At 65.2% G+C, this 17,428-nt stretch carries 20 protein-coding genes; 9 read left to right on the plus strand and 11 right to left on the minus strand.

The window, feature by feature from the left end; translation table 11 throughout:
- Positions 1 to 14: 14 nt before the first annotated feature.
- Both D6M19_RS07640 and D6M19_RS07645 read right to left on the minus strand, forming a co-directional pair.
- On the minus strand, positions 15 to 665 hold the full coding sequence (locus D6M19_RS07640) for a TetR/AcrR family transcriptional regulator (protein WP_123024598.1): 651 nt from the start codon (positions 663 to 665) through the stop codon (positions 15 to 17).
- A gap of 71 nt (positions 666 to 736) precedes the next feature.
- Positions 737 to 1,366, minus strand: a complete 630-nt coding sequence (locus tag D6M19_RS07645) for a hypothetical protein (RefSeq protein ID WP_164478382.1) — start codon at positions 1,364 to 1,366, stop codon at positions 737 to 739.
- Between the two features lie 107 nt (positions 1,367 to 1,473).
- On the opposite strand from D6M19_RS07645, the gene D6M19_RS07650 reads away from it, so the two are divergent.
- Positions 1,474 to 1,923 (plus strand): VOC family protein, encoded by a 450-nt coding sequence (locus D6M19_RS07650; protein WP_123024600.1) that lies wholly within the window; start codon positions 1,474 to 1,476, stop codon positions 1,921 to 1,923.
- Here the strand turns inward: D6M19_RS07650 and D6M19_RS07655 are convergent.
- Genes D6M19_RS07655 through D6M19_RS07665 form a run of 3 tightly spaced genes read right to left on the minus strand, consistent with a single transcriptional unit; the run spans position 1,875 to position 4,504 of the window.
- Positions 1,875 to 2,843, minus strand: a complete 969-nt coding sequence (locus D6M19_RS07655; protein ID WP_123024601.1) for a TIGR03564 family F420-dependent LLM class oxidoreductase — start codon at positions 2,841 to 2,843, stop codon at positions 1,875 to 1,877. The genes D6M19_RS07650 and D6M19_RS07655 overlap by 49 nt on opposite strands.
- 9 nt (positions 2,844 to 2,852) lie before the next feature.
- Positions 2,853 to 3,596, minus strand: coding sequence for a hypothetical protein (locus D6M19_RS07660; protein WP_123024602.1), 744 nt, complete (start codon positions 3,594 to 3,596; stop codon positions 2,853 to 2,855).
- Positions 3,593 to 4,504, minus strand: a complete 912-nt coding sequence (locus D6M19_RS07665) for an NAD-dependent epimerase/dehydratase family protein (RefSeq protein WP_123024603.1) — start codon at positions 4,502 to 4,504, stop codon at positions 3,593 to 3,595. Before D6M19_RS07665 ends, D6M19_RS07660 begins: the two co-directional genes overlap by 4 nt.
- A gap of 56 nt (positions 4,505 to 4,560) precedes the next feature.
- Here D6M19_RS07665 and D6M19_RS07670 point away from each other — a divergent pair, with 56 nt between their 5' ends.
- Positions 4,561 to 5,739: an acyl-CoA dehydrogenase family protein gene (locus tag D6M19_RS07670; protein WP_123024775.1), complete on the plus strand. Its 1,179-nt coding sequence runs from the start codon at positions 4,561 to 4,563 to the stop codon at positions 5,737 to 5,739.
- A gap of 1 nt (position 5,740) precedes the next feature.
- Here D6M19_RS07670 and D6M19_RS07675 read toward each other — a convergent pair whose 3' ends face one another.
- From D6M19_RS07675 to D6M19_RS07700, 6 genes are all read right to left on the minus strand, one after another.
- Entirely contained in the window at positions 5,741 to 6,268 is a 528-nt protein-coding gene (locus tag D6M19_RS07675; RefSeq protein ID WP_164478378.1) for a hypothetical protein, read from the minus strand.
- 2 nt (positions 6,269 to 6,270) lie between these two features.
- Positions 6,271 to 6,972 (minus strand): DUF4185 domain-containing protein, encoded by a 702-nt coding sequence (locus D6M19_RS34770; RefSeq protein ID WP_234834748.1) that lies wholly within the window; start codon positions 6,970 to 6,972, stop codon positions 6,271 to 6,273.
- A 422-nt stretch (positions 6,973 to 7,394) separates the two neighbouring features.
- Positions 7,395 to 8,372: an NAD-dependent epimerase/dehydratase family protein gene (locus D6M19_RS07685; protein WP_123024605.1), complete on the minus strand. Its 978-nt coding sequence runs from the start codon at positions 8,370 to 8,372 to the stop codon at positions 7,395 to 7,397.
- Positions 8,373 to 8,375: 3 nt separating this feature from the next.
- Positions 8,376 to 10,082, minus strand: a complete 1,707-nt coding sequence (locus D6M19_RS07690; protein WP_123024606.1) for a nitric oxide reductase activation protein NorD — start codon at positions 10,080 to 10,082, stop codon at positions 8,376 to 8,378.
- On the minus strand, positions 10,079 to 10,894 hold the full coding sequence (locus D6M19_RS07695) for a CbbQ/NirQ/NorQ/GpvN family protein (RefSeq protein ID WP_123024607.1): 816 nt from the start codon (positions 10,892 to 10,894) through the stop codon (positions 10,079 to 10,081). The genes D6M19_RS07690 and D6M19_RS07695 overlap by 4 nt, the downstream gene beginning before the upstream one ends.
- 3 nt (positions 10,895 to 10,897) lie before the next feature.
- Entirely contained in the window at positions 10,898 to 12,061 is a 1,164-nt protein-coding gene (locus tag D6M19_RS07700) for a spirocyclase AveC family protein (protein ID WP_123024608.1), read from the minus strand.
- A gap of 133 nt (positions 12,062 to 12,194) precedes the next feature.
- On the opposite strand from D6M19_RS07700, the gene D6M19_RS07705 reads away from it, so the two are divergent.
- The 7 genes from D6M19_RS07705 to D6M19_RS07735 all read left to right on the plus strand — a co-directional run bounded on the left by D6M19_RS07705 (position 12,195) and on the right by D6M19_RS07735 (position 17,416).
- The gene (locus D6M19_RS07705; RefSeq protein WP_123024609.1) at positions 12,195 to 12,797 is read left to right on the plus strand and encodes a TetR/AcrR family transcriptional regulator; all 603 of its coding nucleotides are present in this window, start codon (positions 12,195 to 12,197) and stop codon (positions 12,795 to 12,797) included.
- Positions 12,798 to 12,991: 194 nt separating this feature from the next.
- Positions 12,992 to 14,257, plus strand: a complete 1,266-nt coding sequence (locus D6M19_RS07710; protein ID WP_123024610.1) for an aromatic ring-hydroxylating oxygenase subunit alpha — start codon at positions 12,992 to 12,994, stop codon at positions 14,255 to 14,257.
- Between the two features lie 4 nt (positions 14,258 to 14,261).
- On the plus strand, positions 14,262 to 14,591 hold the full coding sequence (locus tag D6M19_RS07715) for a hypothetical protein (protein ID WP_123024611.1): 330 nt from the start codon (positions 14,262 to 14,264) through the stop codon (positions 14,589 to 14,591).
- Positions 14,588 to 15,826 (plus strand): metal-dependent hydrolase family protein, encoded by a 1,239-nt coding sequence (locus tag D6M19_RS07720; RefSeq protein WP_123024612.1) that lies wholly within the window; start codon positions 14,588 to 14,590, stop codon positions 15,824 to 15,826. Before D6M19_RS07715 ends, D6M19_RS07720 begins: the two co-directional genes overlap by 4 nt.
- A 32-nt stretch (positions 15,827 to 15,858) precedes the next feature.
- Positions 15,859 to 16,314: a MarR family winged helix-turn-helix transcriptional regulator gene (locus D6M19_RS07725; RefSeq protein ID WP_123024776.1), complete on the plus strand. Its 456-nt coding sequence runs from the start codon at positions 15,859 to 15,861 to the stop codon at positions 16,312 to 16,314.
- A gap of 45 nt (positions 16,315 to 16,359) precedes the next feature.
- Entirely contained in the window at positions 16,360 to 16,668 is a 309-nt protein-coding gene (locus tag D6M19_RS07730) for a 2Fe-2S iron-sulfur cluster-binding protein (protein WP_123024777.1), read from the plus strand.
- A gap of 4 nt (positions 16,669 to 16,672) precedes the next feature.
- The gene (locus D6M19_RS07735) at positions 16,673 to 17,416 is read left to right on the plus strand and encodes an SDR family NAD(P)-dependent oxidoreductase (protein ID WP_123024613.1); all 744 of its coding nucleotides are present in this window, start codon (positions 16,673 to 16,675) and stop codon (positions 17,414 to 17,416) included.
- Positions 17,417 to 17,428: the final 12 nt, after the last annotated feature.

Here is a 17,428-nt window from a genome sequence, read left to right on the forward strand (position 1 = left end):
CTCCTTCACCTCGGTCAGGGCTGTTGGTTGAATCCTGTGATCAGTGCGGCGATGTCGCGGCCCACCACATCGGTGAATGACCGCTCGCCGAAAGTGCCCAGCGCCCAGTGCCGCACGCCCTCGCTGACATGCATCTGAGCCAGCCTCGACAGGTGGGGCACATCGATGTGCTTGGCGAGCTTGCCATCGACCTGAGCCTTGGCGAACAGCTCGCCGAACATGTCGGCATCGACGTCGTCGGGGCGGTCACCGGTGAGGATGCGTTGTTCCTGGCGGTAGCCCTCCAGGATGGTCTCGATGATCAGGTCGCGCGGGTTGCGGGCCATCGAGCGCTCGAGACTGCGCAGCGCCTTGGCGATGACGGCATTCACGGTGTAGTCACCCGCGAGGTTCTGGTGCACTGTGTTCTGGGCGGCGCGGGTGGACAACAGGCCGACCTCGAAGAGCACGTCCTCCTTGGCGGGGAAGTAGAAGTAGAACAATGCGCGGGAGACACCCGCGGCCCGGCAGATGTCGGCGACCGTCGTCTTGGCATAGCCGTTCGTCCGCCACAGTGCCATCGCGGCCTGTACCAACGACCGCTTGGTCTCGGTTGACCGCGCCCGCTGAAACGACGCCCGGCGCTGACCACCGTCAGCGGTGGCGACGGTGTTGCTCTTCGGCACAACCGGACTCTAGCAGCTGAATTGGCACTTGCAAATAGTTGACGTCTGTCTAACTAAGGGCTCGGGCCAAATCACCGCTCCGCACTGTTCTCGCCTTGACTGCTTTCCGATGTGTGCCCCGTGTTCCCCGCAGCGGCGCCAGGGTCCAACCGCCGGGTGCCGGGCGGATCCGGGCGCCGATTGTCACCCGGGATCGGCGCGGAATCTACGCGGGGCGGCTGCGGGTCGGCCGGGGCGAGTCCGATCTTCACCGTGGTGATGGTGAGCGTCGGACCGACCAGCTTCGAGGGCCACGGCACCTTGAGCCAAACGTGGTAGGTCCTGCCGTAGGTGACCTCCATAGGCGCGTGAGGGTCAGTCACACTTGGTTCGATCGGCGGGTGGGTGCCGGACAACTGCGTACCGCCGATCGCTTCATATCGAAATTGCACTGGCCCCCACGGGTAAGGCGTCCACGTCAGATCGATGTCCTTCTCGGTCTCGGAACCATAGAAGACCACTGGGTTCTGTGAGGCCATAAGGGGCGGCGGTGTCAGCGAGGGGTACTTGTCGCTGGAGCCGTACGGGGGCGATGGCTCGGTGCCCGGGCCATTGTCCGGCGTGGCATGGACAATCGGTGCACTCAAGCTCAACAGGGTCGCGCCGACAGCAAGCGCCGAGATCGTGCGGGTGCGGGTGTTGGCGTCGGAGTTGGTGGTCATGGTGTGCTCCTTACGTGTGTTGGTCGACCGGATCGGCCGCCCGTACATGTAGGAGCGCCTCGGCTACCGCCATCGGACACTTTTAGAGGAGAGGCCACTATGTAGGGATGCCGAAGCAGCTGCACCACGTCGTCATGCGAAGCCACTCAGCGAAGGCGTTCGTCGCGTTCCTGACCGACGTGGTCGGGATGGAGGTGGCTTTTCAACTGAGGGTGCCGGGTGAAGTCCTTGAGACGACGCTGGGATGGCCGCAGTCCGACGGCGCGGATGTGACGATGGTCGGTACCGGCGAGGCGGGGCTCATCGAGGTGCTCGACGTACCGGAGCACCTGCGCGACATCGTGCCGGAGGGGTTGGCGGCGCTGTCGTTTCAGACCGACGAGTTCGACCGGACACGCGACGCAGCGAAGGCCTTCGCGAGCGACGTGACGGTATTCGACACCGGCACGCCGGGCGTCGACCTGTTCTTCTGCACACAGGGAGGGGTGCCCGTCGAGTTCATGGGAAGCTACGCGCCCGAGGCGAATTCGGCGACAAGCGAGGCAGCGAAGCACTGAGTGCGCCGACGCGACGCGCTCCGTTTGTCGGCATCGTCGCCGAGTGGAACCACTCGAACGGCGAGATCGGTGACACCGGCGTCGCGATAGCGGCGCAGACGCGCGAGCACGGCCTGCTCATCGCCAACGGCCATGGTGTCTCCGACGTCCTCGGCGTCGCCGTGTTCGAGCAGCCGGACGTAGTTCGGCGAGAAGTCGGCGTGCCCAAGCACCTCGCTGGCGTACGCGCGGGCCTCGTCGACTTCGCCCTCCGCACACAGTGCGACGGGAACGCCTGCGACGACGCGGATTCCGGACCTCCCAGCGGACTCGGCCGCTTCGGTGATGCGTGGGACCACGTAGTCGCCGATCGCCCGCTCGTCGGCCATCCACAGGATGGTGCCCGCTGTCCGCTCGCCTGCGATCCGCAGCATCGTCGGTCCGAGCGCCGCGATCAGCACCGGCATCTCGAACGCGTCGGTGACATCCACCGGGCTGCGCACGCGAAAGCTGTCGTTGTCCACGGCCACCGCGCCGGGGCCGGCGAACGCCGCGTCCAGCACGTCGAGGTAGTCGCGGACCAGCCGTGCCGGTCTGTCGTAGGGCAGCCCGAGCTGATCGGAGATGATCCAGTGGTGCGACGGCCCGACGCCGAGGGCGAACCGGCCCGCGCACGCGACCTGGGTGGTCAATGCCTGCTGCGCGAGGATCAGCGGGTGGCGGGTTTGAAGGGGGACGACGGCCGTCCCGATCTCGATGCGATCGGTCTCGTGGCCGAGCAGCGCGACAGCCGTCATCGCGTCGAGGTAACCGGGCACCTGGGGGATCCAGAACGACGCGAAGCCTTCGTCTTCGGCGGCGTGCCCGTCGGCCAGCAGACCGCTGAGCCGGTCCGCGCGTGAGCGCTCCTTGTCGGAGCCGACCATCAGTCCGACGCGCATTGAAAACTCCTACGGCACATAGCGATCCCACTGATAAGGCACGACGGGGTGGAATGGGGCGGCGAGAAGCGGCTCGACGCCTGTGTGCTCCCACCGGGCGGCGAGTACCGGCCGCAACCTCTCGGCGGTCGCAACCGGGTCGTCGTCGAGGAAACAATAGGTGAGCAGCTGACCGGCGGGCGCACTGGCGAGGCGCTCGTCGACGTCCTGCGAGGCCACCGACCAGACACCGCCGACCCCGTCGACGTCGACGAGATCAGCGGCCGACGTCGTGCCGTTTTCCAGCAGGAGGTACACACCGTGGGCCGGCCACCACGGCAGCACGTCGGCGCCGATCTTGATCCTCGGCGCCGCCACCTTCTGCGCCACGGCGTACACACCGCGCTGCACCGGCGGCAGCAGCGGCAGCTTCCGGCCGGCGCCACCCAACGCCGACGAAAGCTCGAGGAACGGCGTCAGCCCGCTCTGGTCGGTGAAGAAATACGACATGACGTGGTCGATCGCGTCGAAATGCTCGTCGCTGTGCACCCTTGCGGCCCGGCAGGCGGGCGTCGACACCAACCTCATGGAGGCGCGAACGCCTGCCAGTCGATGCTGCTCGGGCCGGTGGTCGAGGGTGTGCCAGCGCAGGTACTCGGCGTCGCGGCCTTGCGGGTGGCGCCGCGCCATGGAGACGAACAGCGTGCCGATGTCGCCGCGACCGGCGACGAGCACACCGTCGACTTCGTCGGATGGGGTTCCTGGAAGAGTCACTGCGGTCCTCGCGTCAGCTCGATTTCAGGGTGACGGGCCGCAATCATGCGCCGAAAGCCTTCGCGCCACGGCACTTTCGTGCGACCGAGCACCTCGTGCATGTGGGTCACGTCGGGCCACAGCGGCGTGTGTGCATCGGCGGTGTACTCGAAAACCGGCTCGACGCCGACGAGCTCGCCCATGAACGCGCAGTATTCCTCGACGCTTACGGTCTCGCTGCCTGCCCAATTGACGACGACCGGGGGAGTGGCGGCGACCTCCATCGCCCGGATACCGAGATCGACGTAGTCGTCCTCGTAGATCGGGTTGTAGTTGTTCGGTTTGTCGGGGTGAAGCCGAATGGGCTTGCCCGCCAACATCGCATCGAGGCGGTCGGCCGGTGCACCGCCCTCTGGCCCGTAGGTGGAGCAGATCCGGATGATGGTCAGCGGAATGTCGAAGCGGTCGGCGACCCACGTGCACACCGACTCCGCGGCGATCTTGCTGAAGCTGTAGTTGGGCCGAAGCGGCACGCCGGGCGGATCGGTTTCGCGCAACGGGCGATGGCCCTGATAGCCGTAGATCGATCCGGTGGAGCAGAAGACGAAGCCCTTTGCGGTCCGGCAATGCGCAAGCAGTGCACCCGAATTGTGCGCGTTCGTCTGAACGCATCGCGTCCAGTCGTCGGTGCCCGCGTCCACGGCCGCATGGAAGACGTAGCCGAAATCGTCGGGCAGATCGGCGAAGTCCGGATCGGCCATGTCCAGCACGAGCGGCGTGACCCCGGCCGCCGCCAGTTTGTCCCTGTCGGTCGGGTTTCTCAGGCGCGCGGCGCCCCATACCTCGTTGCGTTCTGCGAGTGCCCGGGCGATCGGAAAGGCGATCTTGCCGGTCGCGCCGGTGATCAGGACCTTCTCGCCGTCGAGCACCCACTAGTCATAGCGCATCGTCCCTTAAATGTTAAGTACTTGATATGTTGGGGCCTGTGCAACTGCGGTTCGATGACGAGGTCGAGGCTTTTCGCGCGGAGTTCGTCGCCTTCCTGGACGAGCATCTGCCCGCCGAAGCCGAGGCGGCGGCGGAGCGATCGCGCTCGACGTCGCATGTGCCGGCGTGGTCGCGGCGATGGCAGCGGCTGCAGTTCGATCGCGGCTGGCTGCTGCCGGGAAACCCGCCGGAGTTCGGTGGCCGCAACGCAAGCATCCTCGAGCAGTTCGTGCACCGCGAGGAGCTGTCCCGGCGACGCATCTACCACGCGTTCAATCCGCAGGGCGTCGGCATCATCGCGGCGTCGCTGCTGTCGTTCGGCACCGATGAACAGAAGCGGCGGTGGGCGGTGCCCATCCTGCGCGCGGAGATGACGGCGTCGTTGGGCATGAGTGAACCCGGCGCGGGCTCCGACCTTGCGGGCCTGACCACCCGTGCGGTGCTGGACGGCGAAAACTTCGTCGTCAACGGCCAGAAGGTGTGGACGTCCGGCGCACACGACGCCGACGTTCTGCTCGCTTTTGTGCGCACCGATCCCGACGCGCCGAAGCACAAGGGCATCAGTGCATTGCTGATTCCCACCGAAACGGCTGGGGTGACCTGTAGGCCGTTCGCCTGCGTGTACAACCGCGATGACCTCGACTTCAACGAGGTCTTCCTGACCGATGTCGTGGTACCCGCCGAGAATCTCGTCGGCCCGCTCGGCGGCGGCTGGCGGGTGGCCAACGGGTCGCTCGGCCACGAACGCACGATGATGTGGCTGCAGTTCGCCAACCGGTTGGGGCAGACGTTGGAAAGCTATCGCCCCGTCGGCGCTTTGCAGCGCGATGAGTACGCGAGCATCGCGATGGACTACCAGGCACTGCGGCTGCTGGGATCTGCGGCGTTGGCGAAAGCCGCCCGCGGGCAGGGCGACGCCGCCGGGCTTTCGGTGCTCAAGGTGTTCGGGTCCGAAGCGGAGCAGAGTGCCTACCGACATATCTTGGAGGCGACGGGCGCCGACGGTCTGGCCGATCCCGCGATGACCGCCCCGTACAACCCGTACAGCCCCGGCCAGTTCACCGCGGATTGGTTCACGCGCTACATCGGCAGCTTTGCGGGCACCATCGCGGGCGGTACGTCGGAGATCCAGCGCAACATCATCGCCCAGCACGTGCTGAAGCTGCCGACGCGCTGACTCAGACCTTCGGCAGCCAGCCGGATCCTCTGGGAGACAGCACAAAGCCGCGATCCTGTTGATCCTTGCAGGCGGTCGTTCCTCCGTCGTCCACTCCGCATGTCATGCCGTCCACGGTGATGGTGTGGAAGGGGGGAAGTGTCTTGACCGGGTTGCCGTGCACCTTGCCGTCCTGGCCGATGGACGCGTTCGTGGCTTTCGGCGGCCGGTCGGTGCCGATGCTCTGGACGATGCCGGGCTTCGGGTCCGTCAGGGGCGGTACGCCAGGGAGGTTCTCGGCCGCGCACCCCACGGCGGGCGGAAAGGTGGCGAATCCGCAGATGATGCCGTCGGGGGTGATGAAGTACGTTCCCGTGCTCGGCCTGCCCGGCGTGGTGGTGTCGACTTCGTAGTCCCTGACGTCGACCGCGGTCCATCCGCTCACGTCGGGGAACGTCGGTGTGTCGGCCTGCGATTCTGCTCGGCAGCCGACGGCGACGAGCACGCTCATCATCGCGAGCACCATCGTCGTGCGGTGCAGTGGTGTCATGGTCACCTGTCCTTGTTCGCGTCTGTTGGGAAGGTCGCTGGCTGTGCTGGTTGCTTTACTCCTGCGGAGTCACGTTGGCGATGATCTCCTGCGTGTTGTAGGGAACGTTGGTCGTGGTGTTCCACTGGCTGGCGAAGACACGGAGGTTGTCGAGCGTCGATCCGGGAAGGATGTATCCGCCGTAGTTCTGCGGCACGAAGTTCGGCGCGGTCGGATCGCTCTGCTGCATCAGCAACGCGGGCGGCGTCGTCCCGAAGAGTTGGGGTCGCCGGCGACGCGAACTTCGACGGCGCCGGGCCCGTTGCTGCCGTTGAACCCGAAAGCACCGCCTGGCCGCCGACCTCTCGCATGCTGAGCTCGCCGAAAGTCTGGCCGGGGTCTGACACGGCGACCGGTGCCTGTCCCGGTGTGCCCCAGTCGTTTCCGGTCCAGGGTTGCCATGCCGAACGATCGGTGACGTTGTCGGCGTCCACGCGATACATCGTGACGCCCTGGCTGCGGTCGAAGGAGTCCGCGGCGATGTAGACGTTGCCGTCGGCGGCCTCATACCCGCTGATCTGCGACGGGATGCTCGTCTGAGGCGCCCGGTACGTTCCGTCGATGGGCGCCCAGCCCAGTTCGGCGTGGTTGCCGACCTCGACCATCCACGACCCGCCTGTCGGCTTCAGGTCCCTGGTCGCCGCGACCGGACCCAGGTTGCGCACCTCGCCAGGCGTCTTGGCAGCTGCGGCAACGCGCGCGATCGCCTGTGCCTGCGCGACCAGCGCGTCGAGATGGCTTGAGCCCGTCCGAGCTGTCGCGACCGCCTGGTTGAGGCGTTGTTCCCAACAGGGTGTCGGTTCGGCCGGTGGCGGAGATGGCCGCAGCGTTTCGGTTGGCGAAATTGCGGTACTGGTCGACGAACCGACCCGACGACTCGCCCATCTGCACGCCTGCGCCGCTGGTGTCTTGTGCGGCGTTCTGCAACACACCGGCCGACCGCTTCGGGGGCCATTGACGATTGCGGAGCCGCGCCGAACAGCGACCTGGCCCGTTGGATGCTGGCCACAGCCTGCCAACACGCCGCCTCGACCGACATGTATCCAATTATCGAGCGTCGCCGGTGGCATCTCGCGCGTTTTGTCAATCAGCCAACGCCGGTACGCCGGTTCTCTTTGAGATGAGCCGAACTGCGGGTCACGAACCAAGTTGCCAGCGGGCGCGCGAGGCGGATGAGTGGCACGAGCATGCCAAAGTCCTTCTTCATATCTTCCAATTGCTCGTCCAGTCCTCGTTTCTGGTACTGAAGGAGGCGCTGGCTCTCGTCGGTGTCGACCCAGTCACCGAAGAAGCGGGCAGGCGAGGTACGCAGAAAGGCATCGACTGAAATGGGGCCGATTCCGATCGCAGTCATGAGTGCGTTCGTGAAGTCGTAATAGGTCATGCGGCAGTTGGTGCCGCCCGCGACGTAGAGCGTCTTTCCGATCGACCCCTCACAGGCCACAGCGCGAGCGAATGCCGTTCCGGCGTCGGCTGGATGGAGGAACTCGAACCGTGCGTCGGGACTGAATTCGAACATTATGCTGGGGTCCTGCGCCTGCAAGTGGATTGGTGTCACAGCCGCAAGGCGCAGGATGCTCCATTGCAGCCGTGACTGCCGGATCGCTTGCTCGCACGCCACCTTTTGGCGCCCGTACTCGTCGGCCGGAGACACGGGGGTATCAACACGCAGCGGCGGCTCGCGATCCTGGACGTCGCCGAAAATGCCCACAGACGACGCAAAGACGAGCCGGTTGGCCGTGGGCGAGGCCTCAGTCAGCTCGATCAAGCTGCGCGTCGCGTCGAGGTTCACCTTGCGAGCGAGCTCGGGCGCGCGTTCCGAGTAAGGGGGGATGATGGCCGCCAGATGGATCACTGCTTGCACGCCATCGAGTGCGTGTCGCAGCGATTCCGGACTCGTTATGTCGCCCCACACGAACCGAACACGCCCGTCGAAGCCGGATGCGAGTCGGCGCGCCCTGCGAGACTCGAGGTCGAATGCGATGACGTCGTGGCCTTCTGCGAGCAACGCCGTCAACGTGGAAAAGCCGATATTGCCCATCGCACCTGTCAACAACACCTTCACAGCTCATCCTCGCAGTCGTATCGGCGCGGCGAGTTCCCGCAGAGAAGACATGAACAGCTCATCCATCCGCGGGCTCAACTCCGCCAGGGTCGCCGCGCTGGCATGGCTGGCGGCGCCGAAGACGCGTTCGAGGGAATCGGCCGGTGTCACGGCGCCGATGGAAAGGCAGAGGCAGGCAACGCCTTCCATGCGCAGCTCCTCCAAAGCCTTGCGAGCGTCGGCCTCGGCATACTTGCCTTCATATCCGTCGTCGTAAGGAAATCCGTCCGAAAGGACGAGCAGCAGCCGGTTCGGGGTGCCGGCCTCCCTCTTGAGAACTTCGCCGGCACCACGGATTCCGGCGCCGAGGCGGGTATAGCTCGCCGGTTCGAGCCGGTTGAGCCGCGCTCGCCCGACGGCGCCGAAACTCTGGTCGAACGTTTTGATGGCAGGCAGATGCACAGCGTGTCGACCCTGCGATCGGAATGCATAGACGGCGACGCGGTCACCAAGCTCTTCGAGTGTCACGGCCAGGGTGGCGGCCGCCCGGCGCTGGTGGTCGTGCACCATGAGGCCGTCCGAATCGGCGTCGACGGCGGACCCGGAGGCGTCGATCAGAATGAGCACGCCGAGATTGCGGGCAAGTTTGCGGCGTTCCAAGTAGACGTGTTCTGGTGCGGAATAGCCAGATTGCAGATCGACGAACAGGTCGATGAGCGCCTCGATGTCGAGGTCGTCTCCGTCGGCGCGACCCCGCAACACCTTCGGACCGAGGCCGACGCGAGCGAGGCGGCGGCGCAGCACGTCGTCATGTGCGACGCCGGCATCGGAGACGTCGGCTGCGACGGTCAGCGGAAAATCGATGACCCGGCACCAGTCGCGCTTGTACCTGTCGTTGAAGACGTCCCACTCCGGAAAGAGGGTCCCGCCAACGCCTACCGCAGCACCGGGCTTGCCGCCGTCGGTGAAATGAATCCGGGTGGGCAGGGGTCGGGCATTCGGTCCGCTCTCTTGCACCCGGCGGGTGGAGCGAACGGTCATCTCGGAGCCCGCCGCGCCCTCTCCGGGGGAACGTGAACCACCGAACATCTTGCGGAAGTAATCCGACATCGACTGGTTGTTGAACAGCGGACTCTCAAACAGTTTGAGGATCTTGCTCTGCCTGGACTTCCCGCCGTCGTCGTCCGCGTCGTCTTCCTCCGACTCGGGCAGGTCGATGGGGTCGAACTGCAATTGGAGGTCTTTGTTGGTGGCCTTCCCGCCCGGTCCTGCGGGCGCCGTCGTCAACCGGGCAGGTTTGATGACACCGAACCAGTCCGGCGGGTCGGCGACCGTTGCTCGGCTCTTGGCTACCAGCAGGGATTCATCGGCGGTGGCGGTGCTGGGTGGTCGGTCATTCAGGAGCGCGGCATCGACCGGAATCTGTCGGGCGAGTTCGGCGAGAACCCGCCGACCCTCGATTGCCAGGTAGCGGCGCGACAACACCGGACGTGCCCGCAGTCCCCTCGTCAATCGCGGATCAAGGCTGCCGGCGCCGAGAAGAGCGGCCTGAACCATCATCTCGCGGCGCTGCTCGTCGGCCGAACCACCGGCCGAGACGAAGATGAAGTGGCCGTCGGTGTGCGCAGGCTGGCCTGCGGACGCCTCGGCGATTTCGACGGATCTGCCCGCGACGTAGGTGGCGAGGAACCGGAACCGGTCCGGGTTGTTGGGATCGGAACCGTCGATCATGTCCGGGGCAGGACGGCGTCCACGAGTTCACCGAGTGCGCGCACCACGTCCGCGTCGTCGGAGAGCACCTGGACGACGGCCGCGTGGACGGCGCTACGCAGGTTCAGCCCTTCAGCCGCGAGGCCGCCGGCAAGAATCAACATCCGGGTGGAGGACACTTCGCGCAACGGTGAGCCATCCAGGGTTCGGATGGCGTTCGCGAGCTTGACCAACGCACGCGCGGTCTCGGCGTTGATCCCGGCTTCGTAGGCCACCACCTCTGTCTCGACCTCGGGAGACGGGTAGCCGAGCTCGATGGCGATGAAGCGCTGACGGGTCGACTCCTTGAGGTTTTTCAATACGCTCTGGTACCCGGGGTTGTAGGAGATCACCAGCTGAAATCCAGGCGCCGCATGCAGTGTCGTGCCGAGACGGTCGACGGGCAGCTCACGGCGGTGATCGGCGAGCGGATGAATGACCACGGTGGTGTCCTGGCGTGCCTCAACGATCTCGTCCAGATAGAAGATGGCGCCCTCGCGGACGGCCCGGGTCAAGGGCCCGTCCACCCAGACTGTCTCACCGCCCTTCAGCAGGAAACGACCGACCAGATCCGCCGAAGTCATATCCTCGTGTCCCGCAACGGTAATCAGCTCCCGGCCCAGCCGGTGAGCCATGGCCTCCACGAACCGGGTCTTCCCGCATCCGGTAGGGCCTTTCAGCAGCACCGGCAGACCCCGGCGGGCTGCGGCGTGAAAGACCTCTACCTCGTCGCCGACCGCACGGTAGAAGGGTGCGTCGGAAACGGGGGTGACCACCGCAGAATTACTGTTCACGGTTTACTTGCCTCGCTCGAGCGGAACGTTTTTGGGAAGCTCTACCCCCTCGGGGAGGACAAGCTGGCCGTCGTGATTGATGTAGCCGGAATTGGTCAGGGGCATCGGTAGCGCAGGGTCGGGGCACGGCCGATCGGTGTCTTCGCCGCAGATCCCCATCAGGAAGTACGAGCGCTTCAGGACGTCCTCGGGCCAAGGATCTTGGTGCATGGCGAAGAACTGTGCCGGAATGTTGTAGAACACGAAGAAGAAGGCGCTGCACGCGGCGAAGATCGCCAAGAATCGGGTGGACTGCTGTTTGACGAAACCGCCTCGAACCTGGTCGAGTCCGCGCTCGACGAAGGTCCGGCCACGGTCGTCGGTGAAGTAGCGCATGCAGCAGAGGCCGGCCTGTACACCGCCCCACATGAGTCCTTCGTAGAGCGGCCACTGGTAGTAGGTGCCCGCATTGATCGACAGGGCCTGAATGGCGCCGGGGTAGGTGAACAGCCCCATCGGCATCAGGAACAGGCCCTCGATGACGAGATCGAAGAAGAAGGTCCACGCGACGACCACGCCGATCAGGCCGATGGTGTTGATGTTCGGCCACCGCTGCTTGGTTTTACGCATGACCCAGCAGCCCAGCATCGTGCACAGCAGGACGAAGCAGTAGCCGGGGGCGTTCATCAGGAACGGTTCGGCCATCATGGCGCCCGGCTTCCCGAACGACACCCAACCCGGAATGTCCTGGACCCACGAGCCCCGGTTCCACATCCAAGTGTTGTAGGTGCTCCACGTGTTGAAGTAGTTCAGCAGTGGGTCTTGAAAGAACAACAGGCCGCAGGCGATCAGGAGCATGCCGTCGAGGGTTATTCGCCGCTCGCGACGCCACGGCCGAATGATGAACCACCAGATCGCAATTGGCAGGCCGACGATGATCACCGCTGTCCAGGTGAACAGGATCGCCTTCATGAAGGTCGGTGGTTCCGTGGGTCCCTGCGGAACCCGTTCGAAGTTGGGCCCGGTGATCCAGCGGATCCAGACGTACAGCTGGAAGGCGAGAATCGCAGCGCCGACCGCGGCCCAGATGCGCACCGCGGTGATCTTGGACTGGGGCCGCGTGCCAAGCGATGCCTCGCTCAGCGATTCTGTGAGGGCGGGCGTCTTCTTATGCGACAGATCGCTCACGACCCCGTCTCCTCTGCACTAGTCGAACGCATGACCGTCATGACTCCCCTTGAAGTGGCCGCTGCGACGAAAACATACCAGTGAGTATCTCGATGACCAATAGTCCGATAAGAATCTGTGGCAATATGGCGGCATGGTTGAGCCATGGACCAGGGAGCGGCGCCTCGAGCGCACCCGCTCGCTTCTCCTGGATGCCGCCGAGGAGGTGTTCGCCGAAAGAGGTTTCATCCCAGCGACTCTGGACGATATCGCCAAGGCTGCTGGATACTCCAAGGGCGCGATCTACAAGTACTTCACCACCAAGGAAGATCTGTTCCTGGCCGCGAGCGACCGATACTGGCGGCGCTACTTCGACAATTTCGCCGAGGTGATGTCGTCGGCGGACCATATCGGGGCGCGTGAACTCGAGGAGATCGGCGACCGTTGGCGCCAGCTGAGTCGTGATCGCGGCGCCGAGCACGCGGCATTGGGACTGGAATTCAGCCTCTATCTGCTCCGCAATCCGGAGGCGCGGGAACGGGTGGCGGCCAAGCGGTCAGAGGTTGTCGAGGCGCTGGCGAAGTTCATCGTCGAGGGTATCGATCGCCTAGGCGCGACCCTGCTGATTCCTCCGATTACCTTCGCCCACATAATCATCGCGACGACCGACGCCGTCGAGTTGGGCAGCCACTTGGACGACCTGGATCTCTATCGGCCCACCGTCGAGATGTACATATCGGCGATCAAGATGCCCTGACCCCGCGCGTCACCGGGCCGAAGATCTCCCGCAAGCGGCAGTATCAACTACTTGCGATTGTCGGCAAGAGCGGATACCGTCGGCACGGTAGGCCCCCGCGGATTGCGTCAAAGGGCAATGACGAGTGGCTGATTGCGACAGGCTCGAACCGCGTGCGGTACGCCTGGATCTGACCGCGTGGATAGGAGTAGGCAATGGCGCGATTCCCGAAACCGGCAGAAGGCAGTTGGACGGAGCACTATCCGCAACTGGGAACCGAGCCGGTGTCCTATGAGGACTCGATCAGCCCCGAGTTCTACGACGCCGAGCGCAAGGCGGTGTTCAAACGGGCATGGCTGAATGTCGGTCGGGTCGAACAACTCCCGCGTAAGGGCAGCTACTTCACCAAGGAACTGAAGGTCGCCAACACGTCGATCATCGTGGTGCGCAACAACGCAGGCGAGGTCAAGGCGTTCCACAACATCTGCAGGCACCGCGGCAACAAGCTGGTGTGGAACGACATGCCGCTGGAGGAGACCAGCGGCTTCTGCAAGCAGTTCACCTGCAAGTACCACGCCTGGCGGTACGACCTGGACGGCAACCTCACCTTCGTCCAGCAGGAGGGCGAGTTCTTCGACCTGGACAAGAACCGCTACGGGCTGGTGCCGGTGCACTGCGACGTGTGGGAAGGCTTCATCTTCGTCAACTTCGCGCCCGAACCGCAGCAGGGCCTTCGTGCCTTCCTCGGCCCGATGGTCACCGGGTTGGAGGGCTATCCGTTCGGCCGGATGACTTCGCGGTGGCACTACCGATCTGAGGTCAAGGCGAACTGGAAGCTCTACATGGACGCGTTCCAGGAGTTCTATCACGCACCGGTGTTGCATGCGAACCAGTCGCCGGCGAAGTACTCGAAGGCCGCCGCGGAGGCCGGCTTCGAAGCGCCGCACTACCGCATCGACGGCCCGCACCGGTTGGTCAGCACGTCGGGTATCCGTGCCTGGGAGATGGACTCCGAGATGCGTAAGCCGATGGAGGAGATCTGTCAGAGCGGGCTGTTCGGACCGTGGGACAGTCCCGATCTGGGCGAGATGCCCGAAGGGCTCAATCCGGCGAAATGCGATCCCTGGGGCCTTGATTCGTTCCAGCTGTTCCCGAACTTCGTTATCTTGATCTGGGGCCAGGGTTGGTATCTGACCTACCACTACTGGCCGACCTCGTACAACACGCACACCTTCGAAGGCACGCTGTACTTCCCGCAGCCCCGCACGCCGAGGGAGCGCATCGCCCAGGAACTGGCCGCGGTGTCGTTCAAGGAGTACGGCCTGCAGGACGCCAACACCCTCGAGGCCACCCAGACGATGGTGGAATCCCAAGTCGTGGAGCGGTTTCTGCTGTGCGACCAGGAGGTGCTCATCCGCCACCTGCACCAGGAGACCGCGGCATGGGTCGATGACTACCGGAACAAGACGGCGGGGGTGTGACGCGATGACCGCGATGCTGCCTGCTGAATTCGCCGACCTGGAGTCGTTTTCCGAGTGGTGTCTGCCATCGGAGGCGCAGCGGTACGCCAAGCGGTTGGCCACTCCGATGTCGGAGATGCAGGCCTTTTACGACGCGATCACCCCGCGCGCGGAGGAGGCGATCTCCTACTGCGACAAGTTTCCGCTCGACGACCTGCCCGAGGACGTCCTCAACCTGATGCACCTGCTGTACTCGATGATCATGGTGTCGTTCCCCGTCGAGTGCTGGAAGCAGCCGCGGGTTCCCGACTCCGGTGCCGCAGCGCTGGATTGCCTTTCCGAACCCGTGCCATGACATCGACGGTTTTGCGTGCCGAGCGCTGGGCCGACGTCGAGGCAGGCGAGGTGCGCTCGCCCGCGTCGGTCGTCATCGAAGGCGACCGAATCCAGGCGGTGAATCCTCCCGAGCTGCCAAGCGATTCGACCGAGCTCGATCTCGGCGACGTCACCCTGGTCCCTGGGTTGATGGACATGGAGCTCAACCTGCTCATCGGCGGACCCGGCGGGCCCGACGGGCTGCCCAGTCCCATGCACGGTGTGCAGGACGATCCGGCTTATCGAACGCTGCGCGGCGCGGTGAACGCCAAGACGACGCTGGAGGCGGGCTTCACCACCGTGCGCAACCTCGGCCTGATGGTGAAGACGGGCGGCTATCTGCTCGACGTCGCGCTGCAGCGCGCAATCGAGGCGGGTTGGCACGTCGGCCCTCGCATCTATCCGGCCGGGCACGCCGTCACTCCCTACGGCGGCCATCTCGACCCGACGGTGTTTCAGCGACTCGCGCCTGGCATCATGCCGCTGTCCGTCGCCGAGGGCATCGCCAACGGTGTCGACGAGGTGCGTGCGTGCGTGCGGTATCAGATTCGCCACGGCGCCAAGCTGATCAAGGTGTCGGCATCGGGTGGCGTGATGTCGCACAGCACCGCCCCCGGCGCGCAGCAGTACTCCGACGAGGAGTTCGCCGCGATCGCCGACGAGGCGCACAGGGCCGGTGTGCGGGTCGCCGCGCATGCGGTGGGGGACACCGCTATCCGGGCGTGCATCCGGGCTGGCATCGACTGCATCGAACACGGGTTCCTCGCGACCGACGAGACCATCCAGATGATGGTGGACCACGACACGTTCCTCGTGTCGACCACCTATCTCACCGAGGCGATGGCCGTCGACCGGATCGCGCCGGAGCTTCGCAAGAAGGCCGAGGAGGTCTTCCCGCGGGCGCAGGCGATGCTGCCGAAGGCGATCGCCGCAGGTGTCCGGATCGCATGCGGAACCGACGCACCCGCAATTCCGCACGGGCAGAACGCGAAAGAGCTTTGCGCCCTTGTTGACAGGGGTATGGCACCCATGCAGGCGCTGCGGGCGGCGACGATCACCAGCGCGGAGCTGATCGAGGCCGACGACGAGCTCGGCCGGCTGGCGCCCGGATACCTCGCCGACATCATCGCCGTCCCAGGGGACCCGTCGCGCGACATCGCCACCACACTGGACGTGCGGTTCGTGATGAAGAACGGCGTGGTCTACAAGCAGTGACGTCCAGGCTGGCCGAGAGGAGTGCAGCGATCATGGAACAGACCGACAACATTCTCTGGCTGCTGAAGCAGGCGTGGTACTTCTCGTTGACGACCGTGAACGACGCGGTGAGTGAACACGGCGTAAGCACCGCGCAGATCGGCATGCTGCGCCAGCTCGCCACCGAGCCCGGGCTGTCCGGCGCCGATCTCGCGCGCCGGCTGCTGATCAGCCCGCAGGGCGTGCAACTGGCCCTCAAGGAACTCGAGCGACGCGGGCTGGTGGAGCGCAAGCAGGATCCGCAGCACGGCCGGATACTGCAGGCCTTTCTGACCGATCAGGGTCGCAAGGTGGCTGAGGCCGTCGTCAGCGACGCGATCGCGGCGCACGCGAAGGTGTTCGGGGTGCTCAGCAGTGACGAGCAGGAAACGCTGCGTGAGCTGCTAGGACGCGTGATCGAGCAGGGCACGGGCCACAAGCTGCACACCGATCACATCGGCCCCGAGTAGCAAGTAGTTGATCCTAATGACAAGTACTTGATAATGTTGACCGCAATGAGCAAGGACAGCGGAACCGGCGTCGCCGTCACCGACGAGATCGTCATCGAACTGGACAGCCGGACCACGACCGCGTGCTACCGCACGGGTGACACGCTTCTACAGACCGCGCGCTCGGCCGGACTGCAGGCGCCGTATTCGTGCGAAACAGGGTCCTGCGGAACGTGTATGGCTCGTATCACCGAGGGCAGCGCTCGGATGGTCAATAACGACGCACTCGAGGATGACGAGGTGGACGAGGGATACGTGCTCACCTGCCAGGCCCTACCGACGAGCAAGACGGTGAAGCTGACCTATGACTACTGACGACGTGACCAGGGTGGCGGTGGTGACCGGCGGTGCGTCCGGCATGGGTGAAGCGATCTGTCACGAACTCGGTCGACGGGGGCAGCTGGTCGCGGTGCTCGACATCGACGCCCAAGCCGCCCAACGGGTTACCGACGACCTGCGCGCCGACGGGGTGACTGCGCTGGCCGTCGCCGTCGACGTCAGCGACCGCGGGGCCGTCGAGGAGGCGTTCGCCAAGGTGCGCACCGAGCTCGGTCCGGTGACCATCCTCGTCACCAGCGCCGGTGCGGTGGACTTCGCGCCGTTCACCGAGATCACCATCGAGGCGTGGGACCGCCTGATCGCGGTGAACCTGACCGGAACGTTCCATTGCTGTCAGGTCGCCGTGCCCGACATGCTCGACGCGGGCTGGGGCCGCATCGTGATGATTTCGTCGTCCAGCGCCCAACGGGGTTCGCCGAAGATGGCCCACTACGCGGCCAGCAAGGGCGCGCTGCTGTCGCTGACCAAATCGCTTGCCCGCGAATACGGTCCGCTTGGCATCACGGTCAACAACGTTCCACCATCGGGGATCGAGACGCCGATGCAACACAAGGGGCAGGCGGCCGGCCACCTGCCGTCGAATGAGCAGATGGCGGCGAGCATTCCGGTCGGCCACCTCGGCACCGGCGACGACATCGCCGCGGCCGTCGGGTTCCTGTGCTCCGAGCAGGCGGGCTTCATCACCGGGCAGGTGCTCGGCGTCAACGGCGGGCAGGTGCTGTGACACGACAAGGAG

It is taken from the genome of Mycolicibacterium stellerae (genome assembly GCF_003719305.1).
GTDB classification, from domain to species: Bacteria; Actinomycetota; Actinomycetes; order Mycobacteriales; family Mycobacteriaceae; genus Mycobacterium; species Mycobacterium stellerae.